19 protein-coding genes are annotated in these 26,096 nt (G+C 74.3%); 5 read left to right on the top strand and 14 right to left on the bottom strand.

Annotated features, from left to right (window positions below):
* Positions 1-384: 384 nt before the first annotated feature.
* The 7 genes from EAO77_RS16285 to EAO77_RS16255 form a co-directional block, all read right to left on the bottom strand.
* Positions 385-1,014, bottom strand: a complete 630-nt coding sequence (locus EAO77_RS16285; RefSeq protein ID WP_147988679.1) for an RNA polymerase sigma factor — start codon at positions 1,012-1,014, stop codon at positions 385-387.
* Between the two features lie 192 nt (positions 1,015-1,206).
* Entirely contained in the window at positions 1,207-2,409 is a 1,203-nt protein-coding gene (locus tag EAO77_RS16280; protein WP_147988678.1) for a glycoside hydrolase family 6 protein, read from the bottom strand.
* A 185-nt stretch (positions 2,410-2,594) separates the two neighbouring features.
* Positions 2,595-3,746 (bottom strand): XdhC family protein, encoded by a 1,152-nt coding sequence (locus EAO77_RS16275; RefSeq protein ID WP_147988677.1) that lies wholly within the window; start codon positions 3,744-3,746, stop codon positions 2,595-2,597.
* 52 nt (positions 3,747-3,798) lie between these two features.
* A complete protein-coding gene (locus tag EAO77_RS16270) occupies positions 3,799-5,280 on the bottom strand; it encodes an NCS2 family permease (RefSeq protein WP_147988676.1) in 1,482 nt (493 codons plus the stop codon).
* Between the two features lie 265 nt (positions 5,281-5,545).
* The gene (locus EAO77_RS16265) at positions 5,546-7,951 is read right to left on the bottom strand and encodes a xanthine dehydrogenase family protein molybdopterin-binding subunit (protein WP_147988675.1); all 2,406 of its coding nucleotides are present in this window, start codon (positions 7,949-7,951) and stop codon (positions 5,546-5,548) included.
* A 2-nt stretch (positions 7,952-7,953) separates the two neighbouring features.
* On the bottom strand, positions 7,954-8,547 hold the full coding sequence (locus EAO77_RS16260; protein ID WP_147988674.1) for a (2Fe-2S)-binding protein: 594 nt from the start codon (positions 8,545-8,547) through the stop codon (positions 7,954-7,956).
* A 2-nt stretch (positions 8,548-8,549) separates the two neighbouring features.
* Positions 8,550-9,440, bottom strand: a complete 891-nt coding sequence (locus tag EAO77_RS16255; protein ID WP_147988673.1) for an FAD binding domain-containing protein — start codon at positions 9,438-9,440, stop codon at positions 8,550-8,552.
* 292 nt (positions 9,441-9,732) lie between these two features.
* On the opposite strand from EAO77_RS16255, the gene EAO77_RS16245 reads away from it, so the two are divergent.
* The 3 genes from EAO77_RS16245 (at position 9,733) to EAO77_RS16235 (ending at position 13,294) form a co-directional block, all read left to right on the top strand.
* Entirely contained in the window at positions 9,733-11,433 is a 1,701-nt protein-coding gene (locus EAO77_RS16245; RefSeq protein WP_147988671.1) for a PucR family transcriptional regulator, read from the top strand.
* A 554-nt stretch (positions 11,434-11,987) separates the two neighbouring features.
* Positions 11,988-12,785, top strand: a complete 798-nt coding sequence (locus EAO77_RS16240) for a hypothetical protein (protein WP_261993928.1) — start codon at positions 11,988-11,990, stop codon at positions 12,783-12,785.
* On the top strand, positions 12,782-13,294 hold the full coding sequence (locus EAO77_RS16235; protein ID WP_147988669.1) for a dual specificity protein phosphatase family protein: 513 nt from the start codon (positions 12,782-12,784) through the stop codon (positions 13,292-13,294). The genes EAO77_RS16240 and EAO77_RS16235 overlap by 4 nt, the downstream gene beginning before the upstream one ends.
* Positions 13,295-13,336: 42 nt before the next feature.
* Here EAO77_RS16235 and EAO77_RS16230 read toward each other — a convergent pair whose 3' ends face one another.
* The 3 genes from EAO77_RS16230 to EAO77_RS16220 all read right to left on the bottom strand — a co-directional run bounded on the left by EAO77_RS16230 (position 13,337) and on the right by EAO77_RS16220 (position 15,869).
* A complete protein-coding gene (locus EAO77_RS16230; RefSeq protein ID WP_147988668.1) occupies positions 13,337-13,702 on the bottom strand; it encodes a hypothetical protein in 366 nt (121 codons plus the stop codon).
* Positions 13,703-13,813: 111 nt separating this feature from the next.
* Complete coding sequence (locus tag EAO77_RS16225) at positions 13,814-15,016, bottom strand: hypothetical protein (protein WP_147988667.1); 1,203 nt, start codon at positions 15,014-15,016, stop codon at positions 13,814-13,816.
* Positions 15,017-15,092: 76 nt separating this feature from the next.
* Complete coding sequence (locus EAO77_RS16220; protein WP_147988666.1) at positions 15,093-15,869, bottom strand: GntR family transcriptional regulator; 777 nt, start codon at positions 15,867-15,869, stop codon at positions 15,093-15,095.
* A 178-nt stretch (positions 15,870-16,047) separates the two neighbouring features.
* On the opposite strand from EAO77_RS16220, the gene EAO77_RS16215 reads away from it, so the two are divergent.
* Positions 16,048-16,893 carry a (2Fe-2S)-binding protein gene (locus tag EAO77_RS16215; protein ID WP_147988665.1) on the top strand — a complete coding sequence of 282 codons (846 nt, stop codon included), beginning with the start codon at positions 16,048-16,050 and terminating at the stop codon, positions 16,891-16,893.
* 320 nt (positions 16,894-17,213) lie between these two features.
* Positions 17,214-18,302 carry a DUF2637 domain-containing protein gene (locus tag EAO77_RS16210; protein WP_147988664.1) on the top strand — a complete coding sequence of 363 codons (1,089 nt, stop codon included), beginning with the start codon at positions 17,214-17,216 and terminating at the stop codon, positions 18,300-18,302.
* A gap of 36 nt (positions 18,303-18,338) precedes the next feature.
* Here EAO77_RS16210 and EAO77_RS16205 read toward each other — a convergent pair whose 3' ends face one another.
* The 4 genes from EAO77_RS16205 to EAO77_RS16190 all read right to left on the bottom strand — a co-directional run bounded on the left by EAO77_RS16205 (position 18,339) and on the right by EAO77_RS16190 (position 26,010).
* Positions 18,339-18,785 (bottom strand): ATP-binding protein, encoded by a 447-nt coding sequence (locus EAO77_RS16205; RefSeq protein ID WP_147988663.1) that lies wholly within the window; start codon positions 18,783-18,785, stop codon positions 18,339-18,341.
* A 140-nt stretch (positions 18,786-18,925) separates the two neighbouring features.
* On the bottom strand, positions 18,926-20,668 hold the full coding sequence (locus EAO77_RS16200; RefSeq protein WP_147988662.1) for a pyruvate dehydrogenase: 1,743 nt from the start codon (positions 20,666-20,668) through the stop codon (positions 18,926-18,928).
* Positions 20,669-20,723: 55 nt separating this feature from the next.
* Complete coding sequence (locus EAO77_RS16195; protein ID WP_261993927.1) at positions 20,724-21,683, bottom strand: protein phosphatase 2C domain-containing protein; 960 nt, start codon at positions 21,681-21,683, stop codon at positions 20,724-20,726.
* 583 nt (positions 21,684-22,266) lie between these two features.
* The gene (locus EAO77_RS16190) at positions 22,267-26,010 is read right to left on the bottom strand and encodes a S8 family peptidase (protein WP_147988660.1); all 3,744 of its coding nucleotides are present in this window, start codon (positions 26,008-26,010) and stop codon (positions 22,267-22,269) included.
* Positions 26,011-26,096 lie beyond the last annotated feature (86 nt).

Genomic DNA, 26,096 nt, shown 5'->3' with positions numbered 1-26,096 from the left:
GTGGAGCCCGCCCCCGCCGACCGGGCCCTCACCGCCTTCCGGGCCGCCCGTGCGGAGGGCGCCCTCGGCCTGCCCGTCCGGGCGTCGGACGACTGGCGCGCCGCCCGCCGGTGGGCCGTGCTGCCGTGGAGCCCGCCCCCGCCGACCGGGCCCTCACCGCCTTCCGGGCCGCCCGTGCGGAGGGCGCCCTCGGCCTGCCCGTCCGGGCGTCGGACGACTGGCGCGCCGCCCGCCGGTGGGCCGTGCTGCCGCGCGGCATCAAGGCCGGGGCCGGGGCGCTGGCGGCCGCGAGCACCTCGTCGAGCGACACGGCGGCGCAGCGGCGCGGCGCGCCCGACGGATCGGGCCCGACGGGCTCCGCGGGGCCGGCTGATCGGTTTTCGGTCATCTCGCACCATCCAGCGCACGCGGGTCCGCATCTGTCACAGGCTCGCCACCGCGCAGTTCCGCGAGATGTCTCTCCAGCGTCCGCAGTCCGCGGTGGGCGGCGGACCGCACGGCTCCCTGCCGGGTGCCGAGCACCCGGGCGGCGGCGGGTCCGTCCAGTCCGATGACGGTGTGGAGCAGCACGGCCTCCGCCTGACGGCGCGGCAGCCGGGCGATCAGCGCCAGGGCAGCGCGGGTCGAGACGGTCTCGAAGACCTCCTGCTCGGTGTCCTGACGGGACGGCAGCCCCGTCAGGTCGACCTCCAGGAGACTGCCGCGCGGGCGGCTCCCGGCGCGCCGCAGGTGGTCGACGGCCCGGTGGCGCGCGATCTGGGCCGTCCATGCCCGGAAGCCGGCCCCGTCCCCACGGAAGCGCCCGAGATCACGCGCGATGTCCAGCCAGGCATCGGAGGCGACGTCCTCGGCGTCGTCCCCGACGAGTCCGCGCAGGAAGTTGAGGAGGGGCGGATGCACGATCCGGTACGCAGCCGCGAAGGCCGCCTCGTCCCCCTGCTGCGCCCGCTCGACCGCCCGGCCGAGTTCGGGGTCGTGCTCCTGCGCGCGACGCGTGCTCCCCTCCGCGCCCACCCGCTCCTCGTCCCGCGCCTTCCCGGCACGACCTGCACCGTGCCCATGCCGTGCAGCGCCCCGGATTCCCCCCACACACCCTCAGCGTCAGCACCCACGGAAACGTCACCCATGACGGGCCGGGAGCACGAAGGCCGGATCCGCCGCTCTGCGGATCCGGCCCGTGCGGGGGCAACCGGCGCCCCTGATGCGTCAGTTGCCCGGACGGTGTCCCAGCAGCGGCGGCTCCGCCAGCCGTACGAGCTCCAGGGCCTGCTCGGGGAACCAGCTCCCGGCCGCCGGATCGACCATGCCGCGCTCGGGGTCCTCGGGCCCTGCGGTGCCCCGCAGGCACAGCCCGTCCGACTCACCGGGGATCTTGATCCACAGCTTGGCGTCGTACAGCGGGTCGCCGGTGTTCAGGGTCGGCCGCTCGCCGAGCCCGCGCCCGGGCGGGTTGCACCAGTCCTGCGCGTCGGTGTACTTGCCGGGCGGCGCCGTCCACGGACCCCGTCCGTTGCGGCTGGTGTCGGTCACGAAGTGCTTCAGCTCCCCGACCGGCGTGGTGACGTGCTCCTTCAGCCAGTTCTCGGCGTCCGCACGAGGCCAGTACTGGTTCGGACAGGCCGCGGCGTCGCCGCCGTCCTGGACGTAACCGATGCAGGACGAGATCAGCGTGCCGTACCAGTGGCTGTCGGCCTCGGTGCGGTAGTTGGAGGCGTTGGTGAAGAATCCGGTGGCCTCGCCGACGCCGGCGCGCAGCAGCCGGGGCACGATCGACTCGACGCCGTGCCATCCGGGATGGCCGGTGTCGAGGTAGACCCTGGTGCCGGCCAGCGGCTCCAGGGTGTCCACGGCGTAGCGCACCTCCTCGTACCGGGCGGCCGTCTTCGTGCCCTGGGCGTCGTCCTGGCCGCAGTCGGCGGGGAGCAGGGCGAGCGAGTCGGGTTCGAGCACCACCATCGCCGGACGGTCGCCGACGCCGCGGGCCACCGCGTCGATCCACTCCTTGTACTCGGCGGTCGTGGAGGCCCCGCCCCCCGAGTAGTTGGAGCAGTCGCGGCCGGGCACGTTGTAGAGGGCGAACACGGGCAGCGTCCGCTTGCGGGCGGCGTCGCGGACGACCTTCCGCGCCGACGCCTCGACCTCGGCCGGGCTCTGGTCGCCGTACCAGACGGCCTGGGGCGTGTGCGCCATGGCCACGATCCCGGCGGCGTCGGCGAGCCGGCCGGAGCGCGCGAGGTCCAGGGCCTGGTCGTACGCCGCGGGGTTGGCCGGCGGGGTGTACAGGCGCGCGGCGGACGGGCGCGGAGCGCCGTCCCCGGTGTGCCCGGCCGCGGCCGCCGGGACCGTGAGCAGAGCGGCGGCGAGCGCGGCGGCTGAGACCAGGGCGGGGAGGGCTGTTCTTCGGCGCATGACTCTACGGCGCATGACTCTTCGGCCCTTCGTGACGGCAGGACGGACAGGGCGGAGCACCCACGCGATGCACCGTGGGAGCGCTCCCACGACACCCTGCCACGCGCGGGTGCCCGGACGTCAAGAACCGTGCACGGGTGCACCGTGCACGGTTCTCGGCGCCCCCGCGGCGCCGCGCCGGGCCCCTACGCCACCGAGCCGATGCGCCCGGCGACCGGACCCGGCCCGTCGTGGTGGATCGGGGTGTGCGCGCCGGTCAGGGAGACGCCCGACCCGCCGCGGCGGACCGCGACGATCTCGGCGCCGATGGACAGCGCGGTCTCCTCAGGGGTGCGGGCGCCGAGGTCCAGCCCGATCGGCGAATGCAGGCGGGCCAGTTCGATCTCGGTGACGCCCACCTCGCGCAGCCGCCTGTTGCGGTCCTCGTGGGTGCGGCGCGAGCCCATGGCGCCGACGTACGCCACCGGCAGCCGCAGCGCCCGCTCCAGCAGCGGGACGTCGAACTTGGCGTCGTGGGTCAGGACGCACAGGACCGTGCGCCCGTCGACCTCGGTGGACTCCAGGTAGCGGTGGGGCCAGTCGACGACGATCTCGTCCGCCTCCGGGAAGCGGGCCTCCGTCGCGAAGACGGGCCGCGCGTCGCACACGGTGACGCGGTAGCCGAGGAACCGGCCCACCCGGACCAGCGCCGCCGCGAAGTCGATCGCACCGAAGACGATCATGCGCGGGGCGGGGACGCTCGACTCGACGAAGAGCGTGAGCGGCTGCCCGCACCGCGAGCCGTCCTCGCCGATGACGACCGTCCCGGTGCGCCCGGCGTCCAGCAGGGCGGCCGCCTCCGCGGCCGCGGTCCGGTCCAGTTCCGGGTGGCCGCCCAGCGACCCGTCGAAGGTCCCGTCGGGGCGCACCAGCAGGGCGCGGCCCGCCAGTGCCGGCGGGCCGTCGGTGAGCCGGGCGAGCGCCGCGGCCCGTCCGTGCGCGGCGGCGGCGAGCCCGGCGGCGAACACCTCGCGCCAGGGCGCGTCCAGGCCGACCGGGACGACCAGGACGTCGATGACGCCGCCGCAGGTCAGGCCGACGGCGAAGGCGTCCTCGTCGCTGTATCCGAAGCGCTCCACGACGGTGTCGCCGCTGTCGAGCGCCTGCCGGCACAGGTCGTAGACCGCGCCCTCCACACAGCCTCCCGAGACCGATCCGATCGCCGCGCCGTCGGCGTCGACGGCGAGCGCGGCACCGGGCTGCCGGGGCGCGCTGCCGCCGACACCGACGACGGTGGCGACGGCGAACGGACGGCCCTGCCCGACCCACCGGTCCAGCTCCTCGGCGATGTCCAGCATGTCGGTCTCCTTGATGACGAAGTGTGCGAAGGGCGGGCCGGCGGCCGGGCGGTTACCCGACGCCCAGCCAGCCCTCGATCGGGCTCAGGGCGAAGTAGGCGACGAAGACCGCGGTCAGCACCCACATCAGCCAGCCGACCTCGCGGGCCTTGCCCTGGACGGCCTTGATGAGGACGTGGGAGATGACACCGGCCGCGATGCCCGCGGTGATGGAGTACGTGAAGGGCATCAGGACGGTCGTCAGGAAGACCGGGATCGAGGTGGCCTGGTCGGTCCAGTCGATGTGCCGGGCGTTGGCCAGCATCATCGATCCGATGACGACGAGAGCCGCGGCGGCGACCTGCGAGGGGATGAGCTGGGCGAGCGGGGTGAAGAAGAGGCACAGCGTGAAGGCGAGGCCGGTGACCACACTGGCGAAGCCGGTGCGCGCGCCGTCGCCGACCCCGGCGGTGGACTCGATGAAGACGGTCTGCCCGGACGCGCCGGCGAGACCGCCGATCGCGCCGCCCGCCCCGTCGACGGCGAGGGCACGGTTCAGGCCGGGCATCCGGCCCTTGTCGTCGGCGAGGCCGGCCTGCTGGCCGATGCCGATGATGGTGCCCATGGCGTCGAAGAAGCCGGCCAGGACCAGCGTGAAGACGATCACGCCGACGGTGATGCCCCCGATGTCGCCGATGCCGCTGAAGGAGACGGAGCCGAAGAGGCCGAAGTCGGGTGCGCTGACGACGGAGCCGCTGAGCTCCGGCGCGTTGAGTCCGCCCCACGCCGCGCGGTCGAGGCCGGCGAGCTGGTGGACGACCGCCGCGAAGACGGTGCCGCCGACGATGCCGATGAGGATGGCGCCCGGCACCTTGCGCACCTGGAGGGCGAAGATCAGCAGCACGGTCACCGCGAAGCACAGGACCGGCCAGCCGGTCAGCATGTCGTGGGTGCCGAGCTGGATGGGCTTGGCGCCCGCGACTCCGCCGGGACCGGGCATCGAGGTGACGAAGCCGGCCGAGACGAGGCCGATGAGGCAGACGAAGAGGCCGATGCCCATCGTGATGGCGTGCTTGAGCGCCAGCGGAATGGCGTTCATGATCAGTTCGCGCAGGCCGGTGACCACCAGCAGCACGATCACCAGTCCGTAGATGACGCACATGCCCATCGCGTTCTCCCAGGTCATCTCAGGTGCGACCTGGAAGGCGATGACCGCGGAGACGCTGAGTCCGGCGGCGAGGGCCAGCGGCACGTTGCCGATGAGGCCCATGACGATCGTGGTCGCCGCCGCGGCGAACGCGGTGGCGGTGGTGAGCTGGTCGCCGTCGAGCCTGGCGCCGGTGGCGTCGGGGACCGACAGGATCACCGGGTTGAGCAGGATGATGTACGCCATCGCCATGAAGGTGGTGATGCCGCCGCGCACTTCACGACCGATGGTCGATCCGCGCCGGGTGATGTGGAAATACCGGTCGAGCCATGATCTTCCGGCGGGCTGACGCGTTCCGGCTCCGGCGTCTTCCGCCGTCGTCCGCGGCTCGGTGGACTGCTGGGTCATGGGCCTACTCCCAAGGTTCACAGGGGCACCCGCCGTACTGACTGGAGATGACGGGATTTGGGAAGGTGCTTCGGCTGCACGACCCGGGGGACGGCCCGAGGTGAACGTGCTCTTCGGGGTGGTGCGGGGTACTGCGTGGGGGTGGTGGTACGGCCGCGAGCGGTGCGGCACGGGGTTCTCCGGGCGGTGCGGGCACGGTGGAGGAAGGTGACGTTCCTCGGAGGCATGGCGCGCACCGCCCGGAGAGTCGGAGTCCTGGTCCCGGTCAGGTGCCGGTGAGGTGCTCGGGGCGCACCGGCGTCCTGTTCAGTTCCAGTCCGGTCGCGTTCCGGATCGCCGCGAGGACGGCCGGGGTGGACGACAGGGTGGGGGCCTCGCCGATGCCGCGCAGCCCGTAGGGGGCGTTGTCGTCGGCGAGTTCGAGCACGTCGACCGGGATGGTCGGCGTGTCGAGGATGGTGGGGATCAGGTAGTCCGTGAAGGACGGGTTCCGCACCTTGGCCGTCTTCGGGTCGACGACGATCTCCTCCATGACGGCGACACCCAGCCCCTGGGTGGTGCCGCCCTGGATCTGGCCGACCACGGACAGCGGGTTGAGCGCCTTGCCGACGTCCTGGGCGCAGGCGAGCTCGATGACCTTCACCAGACCGAGCTCGGTGTCCACCTCGACGACCGCGCGGTGCGCGGCGAAGGAGTACTGGACGTGGCCGTTGCCCTGTCCGGTCCGCAGGTCGAAGGCCTCGGTGGGGCGGTGCCGCCACTCGGCCTCGATCTCGACGGCCTCGTCCTCCAGGACGTCGACCAGGTCGGCGAGGACCTCGCCGCCGTCGGTGACGACCTTGCCGCCCTCCAGCAGGAGTTCGGCGGTCGCCCAGGCCGGGTGGTACGAGCCGAACCTGCGGCGCCCGAGTTCGAGGACCTTCTCCCGGACGAGTTCGCAGGAGTTCTTCACCGCGCCACCGGTGACGTACGTCTGGCGGGAGGCCGAGGTGGAACCCGCCGAACCGACCTGGGTGTCGGCCGGGTTGATGGTCACCCGGGTGACGCCGAGCTCGGTGCGGGCGATCTGCGCGTGGACGGTGATGCCGCCCTGGCCGACCTCCGCCATCGCGGTGTGCACGGTGGCCACCGGCTCGCCGGCGACCACCTCCATGCGCACCTTTGCGGTGGAGTAGTCGTCGAAGCCCTCGGAGAAGCCGACGTTCTTGATGCCGACCGCGTAGCCGACGCCGCGGACGACGCCTTCGCCGTGCGTGGTGTTGGACAGACCGCCGGGCAGGGCCCGGACGTCGGCGCCCTCGGTGGTCTCCCACTGGCGCTCGGGCGGCAGCGGGCGGGACGAGACGCGGCGCAGCAGTTCGGCGACGGGCGCCGGGGAGTCGACCGGCTGGCCGGTCGGCAGCAGGGTGCCCTGCTCCATGGCGTTGAGCTGCCGGAAGGCGACCGGGTCCATGTCGAGGGCCTTGGCGAGCTTGTCCATCTGCGCCTCGTAGGCGAAGCACGCCTGGACCGCGCCGAAGCCGCGCATCGCGCCGCAGGGCGGATTGTTGGTGTAGAGCGCGATCGCCTCGATGTCGACGTCCTCGACGACGTAGGGGCCGACGGAGAGCGAGGAGGCGTTGCCGACGACGGCCGGGGAGGCGGAGGCGTAGGCGCCGCCGTCGAGGACGATGCGGCACCGCATGTGGGTGAGTTTGCCGTCCTTGGTCGCGCCGTGCTCGTACCAGAGCTTCGCCGGGTGGCGGTGCACGTGCCCGAAGAAGGACTCGAAGCGGTTGTAGACGATCTTGACGGGCTTGCCGGTGCGCAGCGCCAGCAGGCAGGCGTGGATCTGCATCGACAGGTCCTCGCGGCCGCCGAAGGCGCCGCCGACGCCGGAGAGCGTCATCCGCACCTTGTCCTCGGGCAGACCGAGGACGGGCGCGATCTGGCGCAGGTCGGAGTGGAGCCACTGGGTGGCCACGTAGAGGTCGACGCCGCCGTCCTCGGCGGGCACGGCGAGGCCGGACTCGGGGCCGAGGAACGCCTGGTCCTGCATGCCGAAGACGTACTCGCCGGAGACGATCACGTCGGCCCGCTTCGCCGCCTCGTCGGCGTCGCCGCGGACGATCGGCTGGCGGTGCACGATGTTCGGGTGCGGCACATGGCCGGCGTGGTGGTCGTCGCGGCCGGGGTGCAGCAGCGGGGCGCCGGGCGCGGTCGCGGTGGCCTCGTCGGTGACGACGGGCAGCTCGCGGTACTCGACCCTGATCTTGGCGGCGGCGCGGCGCGCGGTCTCGGGGTGGTCGGCGGCGACCAGGGCCACCGGCTCGCCGTGGTGGCGTACGACGCCGTGGGCGAGGACGGGGGTGTCCTGGATCTCCAGACCGTAGTTCTTCACCTCGGTCGGCAGGTCGTCGTAGGTGAGGACCGCGTAGACGCCGGCCTGGGCGAGCGCCTCGGAGGTGTCGATGGAGACGATCTCGGCGTGGGCGACGGTGGAGCGCAGGATCTGGCCCCAGAGCATGTCCTCGTGCCACATGTCCGAGGAGTACGCGAATTCGCCGGTGACCTTGAGGGTGCCGTCGGGACGGAGCGTGGACTCGCCGATCCCGCCCTTGGTGCGGGAGCCCTGGGTGACGGTGGTGGGGGTGCCCGCCGGGGCGGACGCGGCCCGGGTGTGCTGTGTCATCGTCAGACCGTCGCTTCCTCGTGTCCCTGGCGGGCGGCCGCGAGGCGGACGGCGTCCAGGATCGTCTCGTAGCCGGTGCAGCGGCACAGGTTGCCGGAGAGCGCCTCGCGGATGTCCTCGTCGGACGGCGAGGGGTTGCGCTCCAGCATCTCGTCGGCGGCGACCAGCAGCCCGGGGGTGCAGAAGCCGCACTGCACGGCGCCGGCGTCGAGGAACGCCTGCTGGATCGGGGAGAGCTCGGTGCCCTCGCCGGTCTGCGAGTCGGTGCCCCTGGCGCTCCAGCCCCGGGCCTCCTGGAGGCTGGTGCCGCAGGCGCCGGAGGCGCAGCCGCCGTGCTCGGCCCGCTGCCTGGCGTAGTCGGCGAGCCCTTCGACGGTCACGACCTCGCGGCCCTCGACCTGGCCGGCGGCGACCAGGCAGGCGCAGACCGGCACGCCGTCGAGGCGGACCGTGCAGGAGCCGCATTCGCCCTGTTCGCAGGCGTTCTTGGAGCCCGGCAGGCCGAGGCGCTCGCGCAGGACGTAGAGCAGGCTCTCGCCCTCCCAGACGTCGTCCGCTTCCTGGCGGCGTCCGTTGACGGTGAAGTTGACGCGCATGGCTATGCAGCTCCTTCCAGCGTGCGGGCGGTGCCGCGGTACTGCTCCCAGGTCCAGCCCAGCGTGCGGCGGGCCATGATGCCGACCGCGTGACGGCGGTACTTCGCGGTACCGCGCACGTCGTCGATCGGGTTGCAGGCGCCGGATGCGAGCTCCGCGAACTGCTTGGCGACCGACGGGGTGATGATCTTGCCGCTCTCCCAGAAGCCGCCCTCCTCCAGCGCGGCGTTCAGGAACTCCTCGGCCGCGGTGGCGCGCACCGGGGTGGGCGCGGCGGAGCCGATGCCGGTCCGCACGGTGCGGGTCGCGGGGTGCAGCGCGAGGCCGAAGGCGCACACCGCGATGACCATGGCGTTGCGGGTGCCGACCTTGGAGTACTGCTGCGGCCCGTCGGCCTTCTTGATGTGCACGGCGCGGATGAGCTCGTCGGGGGCGAGCGCGTTGCGCTTCACCCCGGTGTAGAACTCGTCGATGGGGATCATGCGCGTGCCGCGCACCGACTCGGCCTCGACCTCGGCGCCCGCGGCGAGCAGGGCCGGGTGGGCGTCGCCGGCCGGGGAGGCGGTGCCGAGGTTGCCACCGACGCCGCCGCGGTTGCGGATCTGCGGGGAGGCCACGGTGTGCGAGGCGAGCGCGAGCCCGGGCAGCTCGGCGCGCAGGTTCTCCATGATCGCGGTGTAGGGCACGGAGGCCCCCAGCCGGACGCTCTCGCCCCCGACCTCCCACTCGGTCAGCTCGCCGATGCGGTTCAGGTCCAGGAGGTACTCGGGCCGGCGGTGGTCGAAGTTGATCTCGACCATCACATCGGTGCCACCGGCGAGGGGGACGGCTGTGGGGTGCTCGGCCTTCGCGGCGAGCGCCTCCTCCCAGCTGGCGGGGCGAAGGAAGTCCATGAGCGGCTCTCTTCTTCTTGATCGTGTGATCGGGGTCCGTCGCAACGGGCCCGGGACGGCCGGCCCTCGACTGGAGTGTTCACGTGGTGTTCATGCGATGTGGTCCAGTACACAAGGCGTGATGAGCCGGGTGCAGTCACCGAAGACATGAAGGAGTTGGCTGGTCGCCTCCCTCGTCTTGTAGATTCGAACGAAAAGCGGAGATCGGCAACCTCACCGTTTCCCCCTGGAAACCCTGGCCACGGATTTCCGTCCGTACCCGGTAACAACGAGACAGATCGGCGGCGACGTGATGCGGCTGCGCGCACTGCTGGAGAACGACGCGCTGGGCCTGCGGCTGCTCGGCGGCCAGGACGAGCTCGACCGCGGGGTGCGCGGGGTGATGACCACCGATCTCAAGGATCCCAGCCGGTACCTGTCCGGCGGCGAACTGGTGCTGACCGGTCTGGCCTGGCGCCGCGCCGCCGAGGACTCCGAGCCCTTCGTGCGCATCCTCGCGGGCGCTCAGGTGGCGGGGCTCGCCGCGGGCGAGGCGGAGCTCGGCGACATCCCCGACGATCTCGTGCAGGCGTGTTCGCGCCACCGGCTCCCGCTGTTCGCGGTGAACGAGTCCGTTGCGTTCGCGACGATCACCGAGTACGTCGTCCGCCAGGTGTCCGGGGAGCGCGCCGGCGACCTCGCCGCGGTCGTCGACAGGCACAGGAGGCTGATGACCTCGGGCCCGGCGGGCGGCGGACCCGACGCGGTCCTGGATCTCCTCGGCTCCGACCTCGACCTGCGGGCCTGGGTCCTTTCCCCCACCGGCCGCCGGATCGCCGGCGCCGGCAGCGCCGCCGGGGGGCTGCCCGCGGCGACCGGCGCGCTGCTCGCGGGCGAGCACCTGGCCGCCGTGCGCACGGGCCGGCGCGCCCCGCACCGGGTGGTGGCCGACGGCGCCACCTACTCGCTCTTCCCGATCCGCAACACCGGGCGCGGCGCGGCCCCGGCCACCCGGGACGTGCGCGAGAGCGTGCTGTCGGACTGGCTGCTCGCCGTGGAGGCGGACGCCGGGGACTGGCCTGCGGCCCGGCTCGACCTGCTCCAGGGCGTCACCCAGCTGATCGCCGTCGAACGCGACCGCCGCGAGGCGGCGCGCACGGTGCGCCGCCGGCTCGCCCAGGAGGTCCTGGAACTCGTCCAGACAGGTGCGGCGCCCGCCGAGATCGCGGCCCGGCTGCGGGTGGCCGCCCCCGTGCTGCTGCCCGGGCTGGGCACGGCTCCGCACTGGCAGGTGGTGGTCGCCCGCGTCGAGTGGGGCGCCGGCACCGAGGTCGAGTCGGGTCCGGTGGCACAGTCTCTGCTGGAGGAGATCCTCGTCGACCCGGCGGCGACCGGCCCGGAGTCGGCGGACCGCATCGCCGTCGCGCACAGCGGCGACGAGGCCATCGCCCTGGTGCCGCTGCCCGCGCTCGCCCCGCCGGGCACCGGCGAGGAGGCCGACCCGGCTCCGCTGGACGAGGGCCTGCACGCCGACGCCCTGCTGGAGTCGGTCCGCATGCCCCTGACGGCCGGCCTCGCCGACGACGGGCGCCTCACCCTCGGCGTCAGCGCCGCGGTGCACTCGGCCGAGGGGCTGCGCGGCGCGCTGGAGGAGGCCCGCCACGCCCGCCGGGTCGCGGCGGCACGGCCCGGCCGGGTCTGCGCGGCGGGACACCACGAGCTCGCCTCGCACGTGCTGCTGCTGCCCTTCGTCCCCGACGACGTCCGCCGCGCCTTCACGGCCCGGCTGCTGGACCCGCTGCGCGACTACGACCGCCGCCACCGGGCGGAGCTGATCCCCACCCTGGAGGCGTTCCTCGACTCCGACGGCTCCTGGACCCGCTGCGCGGCCCGGCTCCATCTGCACGTGAACACCCTGCGCTACCGGGTCGGCCGCATCGAGCAGCTGACGGGCCGGGACCTGTCCCGCCTGGAGGACAAGCTGGACTTCTTCCTCGCCCTGCGGATGAGCTGAGAGGGGCGGATTCCTCGCCCTGCGGAGGAGCTGAGCCGGCGGATTCCTCGCCCTGCGGAGGAGCTGAGCCGGCGGACGGACCGTCGGAGCATGCGCCGCAGCAGCCGGTCCCGGCGGATCGGCTGATGCCCGTGCCGTCTACGCCCGTGTCCACCCATGGGGCGACGGACCCGGCCCGGTCGCTGCGCATCGCGGTGTACTCGGCGTCTGTGCGCGCGTCCCGCCGAGGGCGCCCGGGCGCGCTGCCGGCATCGGCCCCCCGCGGTCCGCCCTCCGGCGCCCGCACCCGTGCGGGTCATGGTGAGATCCATCTGGTTGACGCCGGGGCGGCCCCCGGGGGCGGTGCCGCCGAGCGGGCGGGCGCCGTGGAACGAAGGGGACATCCGGCTCCACCGGCGCCCGGGAACGGTGCCGGTGGTCACCCGGTCGGCCGCCGAAAGATTGTGAACTGATTCACTCGACCCCTTGGCCCGGCGCGCCCATCCATGCTGAGATTCCGTTCTGACTCGACAGCTCAATGGCGTGCTAGGGGAGGGCAAGTGGCGCATACCGCCATGTCTGGTTCGGGAACCACAGCAGGTGACGATCCACTCCAGACCGCGGTATGGCGGCTGCGTTCGCGCGGCTGTTGGACCGACGCGGCGGCCCTGCTCGCGCCCCGGGCAGCCGAGCCCGCGGCCGCCCTGGAACGGGCCGGACTGCTCGTCGAACGCTGCCTGTTCACCTGCGAGGGCTGGCCCGAGGCCGAGGACGCGCTGCGCACCGCCGAGGCGGTGGCGCGCGACGACGAGGAACGCGGCGGCGCGGCGAGCGAGCGCGGACGCCTCGCGTACGCGGCGACCCGCCTCGGTGTGCGGGACCGCGCCGACGAGGCGCGCTCGGCGCTCGGCCGGGCCGCGGCCCTGCTCTCCCCCTCGTCGCCGCGGCGGCCCCTGCTCGACTTCCGGCGGGGTCTGCTCGCGGAGCACATCGCCGACGCCCCGCAGGCCGCGCGCGCCGCCTACGAGCGGGCGCACGCCGGGGCGGGGACCCACGGCGACCCCCTGCTGCTCTCGTTCACCTCGCAGCAGCTGGCCGGACTCGCCCTGCGGGAGGGTGAGTTGGCCATCGCGCGGCAGGGCTTCGCCGAGTGCCTGCGCATCCGGGAGGAACTGGGCTATCTGATCGGGACCGCGCCGGCACTCGCCGGACTCGCCGACTGCGAGACGGAACCGGAGGCCGGACGTCTCCGGGCCGAGGCCCATCGGCTGTTCCGGCTGCTCGGCGGCGTGCCGGTGTGGCTGGCCCCCCAGCTGGCCCCGGCCGTCCCCGCCCAGACACCGCCGGTACGGCCCGAGCCCGCCGCGCAGTGAGGACCCGCCGCCGGGAGGGCGACGTCCCGGAACCGCGGTCGCGGTGGGACGAGATCACCACCGGCCTCTGGATGGGCGGCCATGTCTGGTCGGACGGGCGGCAGCGGCACCAGGACGTGGTGGTGGACCGCGAGTTCGACGTGGTGATCAGCCTCTGGACGCGGGCGGGCCACGGCCCGGGCTCCGGGGTGGAGCACCATGTGGCGCCCATACCCGACGACTGGCTCACCGCGGGCGAGATCGACAGCGTGCGCCGGCTCGCGGTGGTGGCGGCCGATGCCGTACGCGCGGGCCGGCGGGTGCTGGTGCGGTGCTACTCGGGCTACAACCGGTCGGGCCTGCTGGCCGCCCAGACCCTGATCGAACTGGGGCACGACAGCGACGGCGCGATCGACCGGGTGCGGCTGCGGCGCTCACCGTGGGCGCTGCACAACGCGGCCTTCGAGCAGTACCTGCTGACGGGTCTGGACGTGGCCTCGCTGCTGTCCGGTCTGGAGCCGCCCCCGTGAGAAGCACACCGGGGGCGGAGACCGGCTCCGGGGCCCGTGCGCTCAGCCCAGCAGGCCGAGGACCCGGCCGGGTGCGAGCAGCAGGAGCACGCCCGCGACGGCCAGAAGGATCCACAGGAACGCCCGGAGCCGGCCGCGCGGGCGACGGGCCGGCGCCGCCGTCCAGCTGCGCCATCCGTCGGGCCGCGCCTGGACGGGGCGGCCGCGACGGGCCAGCCTGCGCACCCTGCCCTGCCGCCGCGCCTCCTCCTCGTCGGCCCGCCTGAGCCGTTCGGTGACCATGCGCGCCCGCGCGGAGGGCTCCTTGGGGGCGTGCAGACGCGCCGGCCCCTCGCTGTCGATCTGGAACCTGGCCCACTCCTCGTCGGATATGGGCCGCTGTGCTCCGTCGGGCAGCTCGCCGCTCATCAACTTCCCCCTTGTGTCACGGTCTTGCCGAACAGCTCGGACAGGGTAGTCGAGACCTCTGGCCATGAAGTGCCGGGGAGTGATCATGCATGCTCCGGCCCCGCGGTGGCCTCACCGGGGACGCAGGACACCCAGCGTCTCGTCCGTCCCTACGGCGAGCGCGCCGTCCGGCGTGAGGGCCACGGCCCGCACGGCGGGACCGGGCCGGAACGACACCGGAGCGCGGCCCCGCCCCGGACGGTGGAGCTGCACCAGCCCGTCCGCCCAGGCGACGGCGACGGCGGGGCCCGCGCCCGGCCGGGCGGGTTCGGCGGCGCCCACCGCCACCACCGGGTAGGGCCGCTCGGTCACGGTCTCCCCGGTCGTCCGCCGGCCGGGACGCCAGCGGCGCACGGCTCCGTCCGCTCCGCCGCTGACGACCAGCGGCGGCCCGTCCCCGCCGGCCGCCGCCAGCGCGGTGACACGGCCGCAGTGCAGTGCCGCCTGGTGCAGGCCGGTGCGGCCGAAGACGTGCACGGACCCCGTGCGGTCGCCGACGGCCACCACCCCCGCGGCGGCGCCCAGCGCCGTGCCGGGGTGCGCGGCCACCGTCGCCGTCACCGCCTCGGTGAGACCCGACCCGGGCCCGTGGGTACGCAGCCGGCCGCGCTCGTCGAGCAGCAGCAGAGTGGTGTCGGGCATGGCGGCGACGGCCCTGATCCGGACACCGGTCGCCACGGCCACCGGGCGGGAGGCGTCGAGGCCGTGCACGGTGCCGCCCCGGTCGGCGACGAGCAGCCGCCCCGCGAAGACGGTCGCCGCCACGACCGGCCCCACGTCCTCGCGCACGGCGTCGACGGCCCAGGGCGCCGCCTCCGCCAGCCGTGCGAGCGCGGCGCGCTGCCCGGGGTCCGCCCCGGCAGGCAGGGCGGCGAGCAGGGCGAGGGCGCGGACGGCCGGCTCCTGGTCGCGGATCAGCGCCTGCCCGGCGCGCAGCCATGCCGTCCGCAGCCCCCCGTGGTCGTCGCCGCCGCTCTCGTACGCGGCGGTGACCACCTGGGGGTCGGCTGCGCAGACGGATGCGGCGTCCGCCGGATCCACGGCCCCGGCGGGCCCGTGCGACCCATCGCCCGGCGGTGCGTCGATGCGCACCGGCACCCGGCCGAACTCCCCCATGACGGCGACCAGTTCCGCCACCGCGGCCGGATCGGCACCGGGCAGCACCAGCCGCGCCCTGCGCGGTGCCGTGCCGCCGAGCAGCGCCGAGCGCAGTTCCGCGGGCGTGCCGGCCACCACCCCGAGCTGATTGGCCGCCGCCCAGACCGTGCCGCGCATCCCGCCCCCCGCATCCCGCCGGTCCGCCCCGGTTCCCTCGTCGTGTCGCCCCATCGGTCCCCCCGGCGGGCCGCCGTCAGACCTCGGCGCCGGCGAAGTGCTCGCGCACGAGCGACTGGACCACCGGCAGGTCCTGGGCGATCAGCGCCTCCAGCAGCGCGGTGTGCTCGGCCGCGTCCGCGATCAGCACGGCACGGTCGGGCACGTGACCCGGCGGCCTCGCCCCCGGGGCACGGGTCATCGGCCACTGGGAGCGCCGGTGGAGGTCGTCGGCGACGGCGAGGAGCTGGCGGTTGCCCGCGAGGGCGAGCACGGCGTGGTGGAACGCCCGGTCCGACTCGGCGTAGGCCGCCCGGTCGCCGGTCGCGGCCGCCCGGGCCGTCGCCTCGGCCAGTGGCCGCAGCGCCGCCCACCGGTCGGCGGGAACGCTGCGGGCGAGCCGCAGCATCACCGGCACCTCGATCAGCGCCCGCACCTCGGCGAGCTCGGCCAGCTCCCGGGCCGTGCGCACACAGACGCGGAAGCCCCGGTTCGGCACGACCTCGACCGCGCCCTCGACGGCCAGCTGCTGCATGGCCTCGCGGACGGGGGTCGCCGAGACGCCGTAGCGCTCGCCGAGCGCCGGGGCGGAGTAGACCCGGCCGGGGATCAGGTCGCCGTCGACGAGCGCGGTGCGCAGGGCGTCGAGCACCTGGGTGCGCACCGAATGACGTCGCACGGGGGCGGGTCCCTCGTCCGGGACGTGTTCGCCGCGGGTGTCCGGATCGGCGGGGCGGTGGCGGCCCTGGAGCGGGACACGCGCGGAGGCGTACGGCTGCCGCACGACGGCGTCATGCGCGCGCGACTGCTCCACTCGGTGCCTCCCGGGGCCGGTACGGACCGGCTCGGTGCCCCTTCGGCCGGTAGGGGCCCGGCCGGCGAGCACCGGGTCCCCCGTGCACGATAGGCGGGCGGGGCCGCAGTTCAAACACCGCGATGATCGGGTAAGGTAAGGCTAACCTGCTAACGATCGCGATTCGGTGGTCCCCGGCATGACCCTTCCCGCTCTGCTCCCCGGCCTCGCCTCCCCCGTCGGCGCGGCCTACGCACGCCTGGCCGAGGTCTTCGCCGGGCTGAGCGTCACGGAGCTCGGCGGCGACGAACCGGTCCCCACCGGTGACGGCTGGGTCGTCGCGGGCGACCTCGCCGCCGGCGGCCAGGCCCTCGACACCTTCCTCGCCTGGGACGACGCCCAGGTGCGGCGCGACTACGGCCGTCCCGCCCGCCCGGACGTGATCGCCAGCTTCGGCCTCCACCGCTACGCCTGGTCCGCCTGCCTGCTGATCACCCTCCCCTGGTTCCTGGACCGCCGCGTTCCGCGCCTGCCCGCCGGCTCGGTCGCCTACCAGCGCGAGCGGGGACGGATGGCGGTCCGGGTGGACGGCTTCGCCTGCCTGCCCGACGACCCCGCGGCAGTCCTGCCCGGCGCCCGCGTCGTCGCGGACGAGGAGGCGCTGCGCGCCGAGGTCCGCGAGGCGGTGGCCGAGCACCTCACCCCCGTGCTGGCCGCGTTCGGACCGCGGATGCGGCGGCGCGGCCGCGCCCTGTGGGGCATGGCGACCGACGAGGTCGTCGAGGGCCTGTGGTACATCGCACACCTGCTCGGCGAGGAGCGGCGGGGCGTCACCGAGCTGGAGCGGCTGTTCCCCGGCACGACGGCGCCGTACGTCGGCACGGCCGGATTCCGCGAGATCCCCGTCCCGGACGGCGACCCGCTGCCGACCCGCGACCGGGCGAGCTGCTGCATGTTCTACACCCTGCGGCCCGAGGACACCTGCGTCACCTGCCCCCGCACCTGCGACGCCGACCGGGTGCGGCGCCTGCGGCAGAGCGCCTGACGCTCCCCGTGCCACCGGCCGGAGGCAGCGCCGGACGCTCCCCCGCGCGCACCCGTGACAACGGCCGGACGGGGGCGTCCGACGCCCCCGTCCGGCCACGGCACCCTCGCCACCCCACCGCCACCGATCCACGCCACCTGTTCGAGTGAGTGCCACCCGAACACACCTCACGCTCCTCGCAACCCCGTTCGGTCAGATCGCACCTATTCGTGCCCCGAACGGCCCCGTTGGCGTTCTCTTGCCCCGAAACCCCGGTGGGCCCCGCGCCCGGTCGGACACTATGGCCGCCGAACCGCCGACCGCGATGCAAGGGACACCGCATGAGACTGACCGACATATCGCTGGACTGGCTGCTTCCCGGCTTCGTGCTGCTGCTGGGAGTACTGGCGGCGGTGGCGGTGCTCACGCGCGGCAGGCGCGCCGGGGCAAAGGCCGCGGCCGACGACTCCTGGGAACGCAGCGAGGAGCGCCGCAGGCGCAAGGAAGCCGTCTACGGAACCGCCTCCTACGTGCTGCTGTTCTGCTGCGCCGCGGTGGCCGCCGCGCTCTCCTTCCACGGCCTGGTGGGCTTCGGGCGCCAGAACCTCAACCTCTCCGGCGGCTGGGAGTATCTGGTCCCCTTCGGCCTCGACGGCGCCGCCATGTTCTGCTCCGTCCTCGCCGTGCGCGAGGCGAGCCACGGCGACGCCGCCCTCGGGTCGCGGCTGCTGGTGTGGACGTTCGCCGGTGCGGCGGCCTGGTTCAACTGGGTGCACGCGCCGCGCGGCCTGGGCCACGCGGGCGCCCCGCAGTTCTTCGCGGGGATGTCGCTCTCGGCGGCGGTGCTCTTCGACCGTGCGCTCAAGCAGACCCGCCGTGCCGCCCTGCGGGAACAGGGCCTGGTGCCCCGTCCGCTGCCGCAGATCCGGATCGTCCGCTGGCTCAGGGCGCCCCGGGAGACGTTCGCCGCCTGGTCGCTCATGCTGCTGGAGGGCGTCCGCACCCTGGACGAGGCGGTCGACGAGGTGCGCGAGGACCGGCGGGAGAAGGAGCAGAACCGGCTGCGCCGCCGCGACCACGAGAAGCTGGAGCGGGCCCGGCTCAAGGCGTACAACCGCCAGCACCGGGCCTGGGGGATCGGCCGCTCGAACCGGCCGGCGCAGCTCCCCGCGCTCGCCCCGGCCGCTTCCGCCCAGGGGCAGGTGCCGTCACCGGCCGGCCCGGTGGAGACGGCGGGCTCCGTCGTGGAGCCCGCCATAGCCGAGCCGGGTCAGCTGCCCGTGCGCTCCCGGCCCCCCTTGCAGGCCGTCGGGCCGAAGGGCCATGAGCCCGTGACGGTGGACCTGACGGCCGAGGACGACACCCAGGCGCTGCCGCGCCTGGACTCGCTCGAAAGGAAACTGAAGGACCTCGAGCAGCAGTTCGGCTGAGCCGGACCGCTCACGCGGGGGCGGTGCGGGCCCCGGTCAGGCCGCCCCCGCGTGCAGTTCGAACCAGACCACCTTTCCCACCCCCTGCGCCGTGCGCACGCCCCAGGCGTCCGCGAGGCTCTCGACGAGGATCAACCCCCTGCCCGACGTACCGAGGTCGGCGTTCGGTACGTCGGGGACGGCCAGCCCCGCCACGAAGTCCCGCACCTCCACGTGCAGGCGCGAGTCCTCGACGGTGGCGGTGACCACCGCTCCGTGGTCGGTGTGTATCAGCGCGTTCGTCACCAGTTCGCTCGCGAGCAGCTCGGCGACGTCGGCGGCGTCGGCGTGGTCGTCGTCCGGCGTCCGGGAGCCCGGCTCGGGCCACTTGCCGAGGAGGTCGCGTAACGCGTGCCGCACCTCGGGCACCGCGGTGAGGTCACCGCTGCCGAGCCTGCGGTGGAGCCGTCCCCGTACTCCGGCGCCCCCGTGACGTCCAGTCATCTTCCCCCCACTCGGCACCGGCCCCCGGCCCGTGTCCGTCGATGGTCCGCAAACGTTCACGGGATGCATGCCCCACAGGGGCAACACCACTCATACCGCGGGAGATCGGCCGGGCCCCCCGCCCGGCCGCCTCGCACCCGTCAGGGCCGCGGCACGTTGCGGAGGTTCGACCGCGCCATCTGGAGCATCCTGCCCACGCCGCCGTCCAGCACCACCTTGCTCGCGGACAGCGCGAAGCCGGTGACCATCTCGGCGCTGATCTTCGGCGGGATGGACAGGGCGTTCGGGTCGGTGACCACGTCGACGAGGGCCGGCCCCTTGTGCCGGAAGGCGTCCCTCAGCGCCCCGGCGAGGTGCTTGGGCTTCTCCACCCGCACCCCGAAGGCGCCGGCGGCCCTGGCGACGGCGGCGAAGTCGGGATTGTGGTTCGTCGTGCCGAACGACGGCAGCCCGCCCACCAGCATCTCCAGCTCCACCATGGACAGCGAGGAGTTGTTGAACAGCACGACCTTCACCGGCAGGTCGTACTGGACGAGGGTGAGGAAGTCCCCCATCAGCATGGTGAATCCGCCGTCCCCCGACATCGACACCACCTGGCGGCCACGGTCGGTGAACTGTGCGCCGATCGCCTGCGGCAGCGCGTTCGCCATCGACCCGTGGGTGAACGAACCGATGATCCGGCGGCGGCCGTTGGGCGAGATGTAGCGCGCCGCCCAGACGTTGCACATACCGGTGTCGACGGTGAACACGGCGTCGTCGTCGGCGATCTCGTCGAGCACGGAGGCGACGTACTCGGGGTGGATCGGCGTGCGCTTCTCGACCTTGCGGGTGTACGCCTTGACCACGCCCTCCAGGGCCTCGGCGTGCTTCTTCAGCATCCTGTCGAGGAAACGGCGGTCGGTCTTCGGCCGCACCCGCGGGGTCAGGCACCGCAGCGTCTCGCGCACATCGCCCCACACGGCGAGGTCCAGCTTGGAGCGCCGCCCGAGATGTTCGGGCCGCACGTCGACCTGCGCGATCTTCACGTCGTCCGGCAGGAAGGCGTTGTACGGGAAGTCCGTGCCCAGCAGGATCAGCAGATCGCAGGCGTGGGTGGCCTCGTAGGCGGCGCCGTAGCCGAGCAGTCCGCTCATACCGACGTCGTAGGGATTGTCGTACTGAATCCACTCCTTGCCACGGAGCGCATGTCCGACGGGCGACTTGATGCGCTCCGCGAACTGCATGACCTCGGCGTGCGCGCCGGCCGTGCCGCTGCCGCAGAAGAGGGTGACGCGGTCCGCCTCGTCGATCATGGCGACCAGCTTGTCGATCTCGGTGTCCCCCGGCCGGACCGTGGGGCGGGTGGTGACCAGCGCGTGCTCGACCGTCTTCTCGGGCGCCGGCCGGTCCGCGACATCACCGGGCAGCGTCACGACGCTCACACCGCTGCGGCCCACGGCGTGCTGGACCGCCGTCTGGAGGAGGCGGGGCATCTGCTGCGGGCTGGAGATCATCTCGCAGTAGTGGCTGCACTCGCGGAAGAGCAGTTCCGGATGGGTCTCCTGGAAGTAGCCGAGACCGATCTCCGACGAGGGGATGTGGGAGGCGAGCGCGAGCACCGGGGCCATGGAGCGGTGCGCGTCGTACAGGCCGTTGATGAGGTGCAGGTTGCCGGGACCGCAGGACCCGGCGCAGGCGGCGAGTCTGCCGGTGATCTGTGCCTCGGCACCCGCGGCGAAGGCTGCGGTCTCCTCGTGCCGGACCTGGATCCACTCGATGCCGGAGGTGCGGCGGACGGCGTCGACGACCGGGTTGAGGCTGTCGCCGACGACTCCGTACAGCCGCTGCACCCCCGCCCGCACGAGGATGTCGACGAACTGCTCGGCCACCTTCTGCTTCGCCATGGGATTGTGCGCCCTTTCTGCCGGCCCCCGGTCCATCAACCCATGGGCCCGCCCGTCACGCCTCCCAGACGGCCACCGCCGTGCGGTCGTCGGAGTACCCCTTCACCCGCACCTGGGTGTCCGCGAGGAACTGCGTCATGCCGGGCGCCTCCCGCCCGTGCCAGCGGGCGGCCAGCTCACCGGCGAGCGCCGGCTCGCCGCGCAGGGGCTCGGCGAGACCGTTGCTGCACAGCAGGAGCGTGTCACCCGGACGGGCTACCGAGGCCCGGAAGCGGAACGGGTCGGCGGGGGGCGGGACGGGGTCCTCGATCAGCGGGGGCCTGGTGGCGATGCTCAGGTCCATGGTGAGCCGGTCGCCGTCCGGGCCCGCCTCGGGCGGGGCGGATCCGTAGCCGACGACGGGTTCGCCCGGGGCGGCGGATTCCGGCACGAGCGGTTCGAGGTCCTGCCAGACGCCGTCGCGCAGCCTGAACAGCCCGCCCGTGCCGACCCCGAAGAAGACCCGGGTGCGGCACTCCGGGTCGGCGGACAGCAGCAGACAGCGCAGGCCGGCGGTGTACTCCTCGGGGCCGACGCCGAGTTCGGCCGCGCGGGCACGGAGCCGGCCGAGGCTGCGGTCGGTGAGCCGGTGCAGTCCCGAGCGGAGGTCGCCCCGGCGGCCCTCCCTTATGTCGTCGGCGAGGCGGGCGTGGCTGCGGCCGACGGCCGTCCCGATCCAGCGGCAGGCGTCGCCCGCGGCACGGTGGGCGTACTCGGTGTGCCGGCTGCCGCCGGCGACGGCCACCAGCACGAGCGCGTCGGGGCCGGTCCCGAACCGGGCCGTGAGCAGGGCGTCGCTGCGCGGTGCGCCCCGGAAGCGCGCGGAGTCGCCGCGCACGGAAGCGGCCCGCAGCGTGTACGTCCCGTACCGGGCCCCGTCCATCACGGTGTCGGCCACGAGGCGGTCGAGTTCCAGCGCGTCGGCGGCGGGCAGCGCGGTGGGCTCGGGATCGTACGTCGGCGGCCCGCCCCCCACGTGCCCGGCGCCGGTGTCCGCTCGCGGCCCGGCCGGCCCTTCGTCCGGTGCGGTCCGCGTCGGCGGCACGCCCCGCCCCGCGGGGGCGGGTGCGGCGTGCCTGCCCTCGCGGCCGTCCCCCGTCCGTGGCCCCGGCCCCGCGTCCCGCTGCGCGGACCGCCCCTGCATCGCGCGAAGGCGGCGTCTCCCGGCCCCGCGCCGAGGGCGCCGAGCCCGGCGAGGCATCCCCGGGAGGGGACGGCGGGGCGGCGGAGCGCTCCGTGGGCGGGTCCCACCAGGCGCGGGGGCGGGTCACCGTGCCCGGGGCCGAGGCGAGACGGTCGTCGAGGGTGTCGCCCGTCGGCACGGGCGGCGGGCCCGTGTCCGGGGCGGCATCGTCGTAGAGCTTCGCCCACCAGTCGTCCTCGGCGCTCGGCCCGGCCGGCGGCCGCTCCCCCTGTTCGCTCATGCCCTTATTGTCCACCGCGAGGCCCCGCGGAAAACGGACCCCGGCGAAAAATGGCAATGCGACAAACGGCGGGTGAAAGGGTCCGCCGGGCGGCCCAACCCCCCACGGGAAGGACGCCCGGCGGACCGGTCGTGATCAGCGCACGGCGTATGCGCCGACCACGAGCTGGGTGACGGAGTTGCCCTTGGCATCCGCCAGTTCGGTCTTCAGCGTGACCTGCTCGCCCGTCGCGCCCGCGTGGTTCACGGTGGCGCTCCAGGTGCCGTTCCGCCGCTGGGTGACCGCCTCGGTCCAGGTCTCACCGCCGTCGTACGAGTACGACAGCTTCGCGGCGGTCAGGGCGCCGGGTTCGTAGCCCGCGTGGCCGGTGACGCCGAGTGCGATCCGCTGTCCGTCGCGCGCGGCGACGGTCTTGAGGCCGTCCTCCGGGAGACCGTATCCCGGGAACAGCAGGGGGATCCCTTGTGAGTGCACGTTCTCGTCGAGACGGGAACGGAACCTCCAGGTCGTCTGCGCCTGTGTCGAGCGCTTCCAGACCGCGGCCGGCTGTCCGATCTTCATCTGGGTGAGGGAGAGTTCGTACGAGCCGTCCTCCGCCGGGACCTCGAAGACCCCGAACGGGTATCCAGTCTGCCCTATCTCCTCGCCGTTGCGCACCAGTCGCATGCTTCCGATGTCGCCGAACGACCCTTGCTGCGCCGCGTGTTCGGTGTCCGACCACATCGCGGGGGCGACGCCGACCAGGTTGCCCTGCCGTTCGCCGGCGAGCGCGAGGCCGCCGTCGGCGCCGCGCGGTGCGGCGGGCCGCAGGACCCCTCCGTACCAGGACTCGTCCCGGACCGAGCCCGCGCGGTAGGTGCGCGCGGTGTCCGTCATGAGCTCGCCCCAGGGGAAGCTGGAGGCGACGTGGTGCTGGTAGCGGGTGTCGCCGGGCGAGTGGAACTCGGTGCGGGTGCCCGGCACCCCGACCAGGTCGAATCCGGACAGGGACACGGTCGCGCCGTCGGGCCGCTGCGCGAGGACTCCGTCGCTGAAGTCGGCGCCGACGCCCATCGCGTGGTACGTGGACTCGTTCCTGCCGAGCTTCGCGTCCCGCACCCGGTAGGTGCGCGCGGAGGTGACGGGACCGTCCTCCGGCTGCACCAGGTTGTAGACGTAGGGGCTGCGGGCCGTCGCCTTCCAGCGCAGCGTCACGGGCCCGTCCGCCAGGGCCGCGAGCAGGGCCTCGGCTTCCTCGGCCTCGATCCCGAGGACGGGGTGGGGTGCGGTGCCGAAGCCGGTGGACGGGAGCCACGCGCCGGGGGCGGCGCGGTGCACGAGGGCCGCCACCGCGCCCGCGGCCTTGGCGTTGCGTGCGGCGGTGGTGGCGCTCGCGCTGCCGTCGGGCAGGCGGATCAGGGCGAACCTGCCCCGGACGCCCGCGGCCTGGAGCTCCTCGGGGGTGCCGGTGCCCGCATCGGCGACCTGCGCCTCGCCGGTGCCGTCGAGGTTGACGGAGCCGACGCTCGCGGCGACGGGGTGCAGTTCCGGTCCCGGGACGGCCTTCAGGCTCTCGACGAGGGGGGCGTAGGCGCGCCAGTGGCTGGCGAATTCGAATCCGCCGTCCTTCGCCCGCCCCTGGACGTCGGCGTAGAAGCCGCGGGCGAGCCGGTTGCCGGTGAGGGTGCCGGCGTGCAGCCAGGTGTCGTCCCAGGTGCGGGAGAAGGCCAGGGTGGTGCTGCGGCTCTCGGAGGGCCGGTCGGTGGCGATGCGCAGCCGGTGGGCCCGGCGGGCGTCGAGGACGACGGTGGTGTCCTCGGTGATCTCGGTCTGGGGCCTGCCGAGGTAGGACAGGGTGCCGTCGGCGGACTCGACGTAGGAGGACAGGAAGTAGGAGCCGGGGCGCAGGCGGTAGACCTGGTCCGCGGCGCCGTCGTTGAAGCGGCGCTCGCCGGTGGAGGTGTCGGTTCCGACGACGTCGAGCGAGGAGACGCCCTCGGCGGGCCGGCCCGCCCGGTCGAGGAGCTTCACGCGCAGCGTGACGGTCTCCGGTTCGACGTACAGCGCGAACGGGGTGGAGACGGCGACCCCGCGTGCGGTGGCGACGACGCGGCCGGTGATGTCCCCGTACTGGGCGCGGTCGACCCGCACCGAGGGGTCGAGGGTGAGCGGCACGGTGACGGTGGCGCCGGCCGGGACGGTGACCTCGCGCGCGCCGAGCCGGGCGAGCGCGCCGCGGACGGCGGATCCGTCGTTGCCGGTGAGGGCGCGCACGGCGAGGTCCAGGGTGACCGGCCGGTCGCCGTGGTTGGTGTAGGGGACGCCGACCGTGGTGCGGTCGCTGCCGTGCTGCGGCCAGGCGAAGGAGCCGCCCTGGACGGCGGACGCGCCGGTGACCGTGGTGTCCACGGCTGCCCTGACGTCCAGCCGCCCGCCGCCGGTCTCCCGGACGTCGCCGGGCACGCCCGAGCGGGCCGACGAGACGAGCGCGGCCTTGATGCGCGCGGCGTTCCACTCCGGGTGGCGCTGCTTGACGAGGGCGGCGGCCCCCGCGACGTGCGGGGTGGCCATGGAGGTGCCGGACATCGAGCGGTAGGCGTACACGCCGCGGCCGCCGGCCGACGCGGCGGAGATCGCGACGCCGGGAGCGGCGATCTCCGGCTTGAGGGTGTGGGTGACGATCGCGGGTCCGCGGCTGGAGAACGGGGCGGTGCTGTCGTCGCGGTCGACGGCTCCGACGGTGAGGACGCCGGGGGCGCAGCCGGGTGAGGAGACGGTGCCGGAGGCGGGTCCGGTGTTGCCGGCCGCCACGACGAAGAGCGTGTCCTCGTGGGTCCTGGCGAGCTCCTGCGCGGCGACGCTCATGGGGTCCGTGCAGTCGGTCGGTTCGGCGCTGCCGAGGCTCATGGAGACGACGTCGGCCTTCTGGTCGACGGCCCACTGCATGCCCGCGATGATCCACGAGGCGGCGCCGGATCCCGAGTCGTCGAGCACCTTGCCGCTGATCAGGTCGGCGGCGGGCGCGACGCCCTTGTTCCGGCCGTCGCTCGCGGCGCCGGATCCGCCGACGGTGGAGACGACGTGGGTGCCGTGGCCCTGCCGGTCGTCCGGGCCCGCGGAGTCGGTGAAGTTCTCGGCGACGCTCACCCGGCCCGTGAGGTCGGGGTGTTCGGCGTCCACGCCGGTGTCGAGCACGGCGACCCTGGTGCCCTTGCCGTCGTAGCCGGACGCCCAGGCGAGGTCGGCGCCGATCTGGTGGACCGAGCGGTCCAGGGCGGCCTCGACCTTGCGGTCGAGCCACAGCTTCTGCAGGCCGTCCGCGGCGCGGGAACGGGTGCCGGTGATGTCGGCCCAGAAGTCGGCGGCGGTGTCCTTGTCCGCCGTGAGCGCGACGCCGTCCACCGCGTCGAGGACGGGGCCGCGGCGGGCACCGCGCGGGGTGGCGGGCGCGGTGCGGGCGACGCCGTCGCCGTAGGTGGCGATGAGCGGGAGGGTGTCGGTCCCTGCGTCGTCGTAGCCCTGTCGGATCAGTCCGGTGACGTTGAACAGCTGTTCGTCGACCCGCCCGGCGGCGAGCGCGGGGGCCGCGGCCTCGGGGTAGACGTACAGGTCGTCTCCCGAGGTGCGGGTCTGCACGACGGGGGTGGTGCCGTCGGGGCGGGGCAGCACGGCGGCCGCGGGGCGGCCGGCGGCATCGTGGGTGACCAGCACCCGGTCGCCGGTGACCAGCGTGACGGTGGCCTGCCCGCCGTCCTGGCGGGCGGCGGCCTCGCTGCCCGTCAGCGGGGGCCGGCCGGCCGCGTCGCGCTGCGGGCCGGCGGCGGCCACCGGCGCGAGGGCGCTGACGGCGAGGGCGGCGGCGGTGGCCGCTCCCAGTGCCGTACGCGATATCGGACGCATCGCTCTCCCATTCCGAAACCAGCAGCAAACGGGTACAAAGGCCCAGCTGCCGGAGGCTGTTGGTGCTGCGGTGGCGCCACATTGGC

Origin of the sequence: Streptomyces sp. T39, assembly GCF_008042045.1 — a bacterium.
In the GTDB taxonomy this organism is placed as follows: Bacteria; Actinomycetota; Actinomycetes; order Streptomycetales; family Streptomycetaceae; genus Streptomyces.
This window is presented reverse-complemented; position numbering and strand designations above follow the sequence as displayed.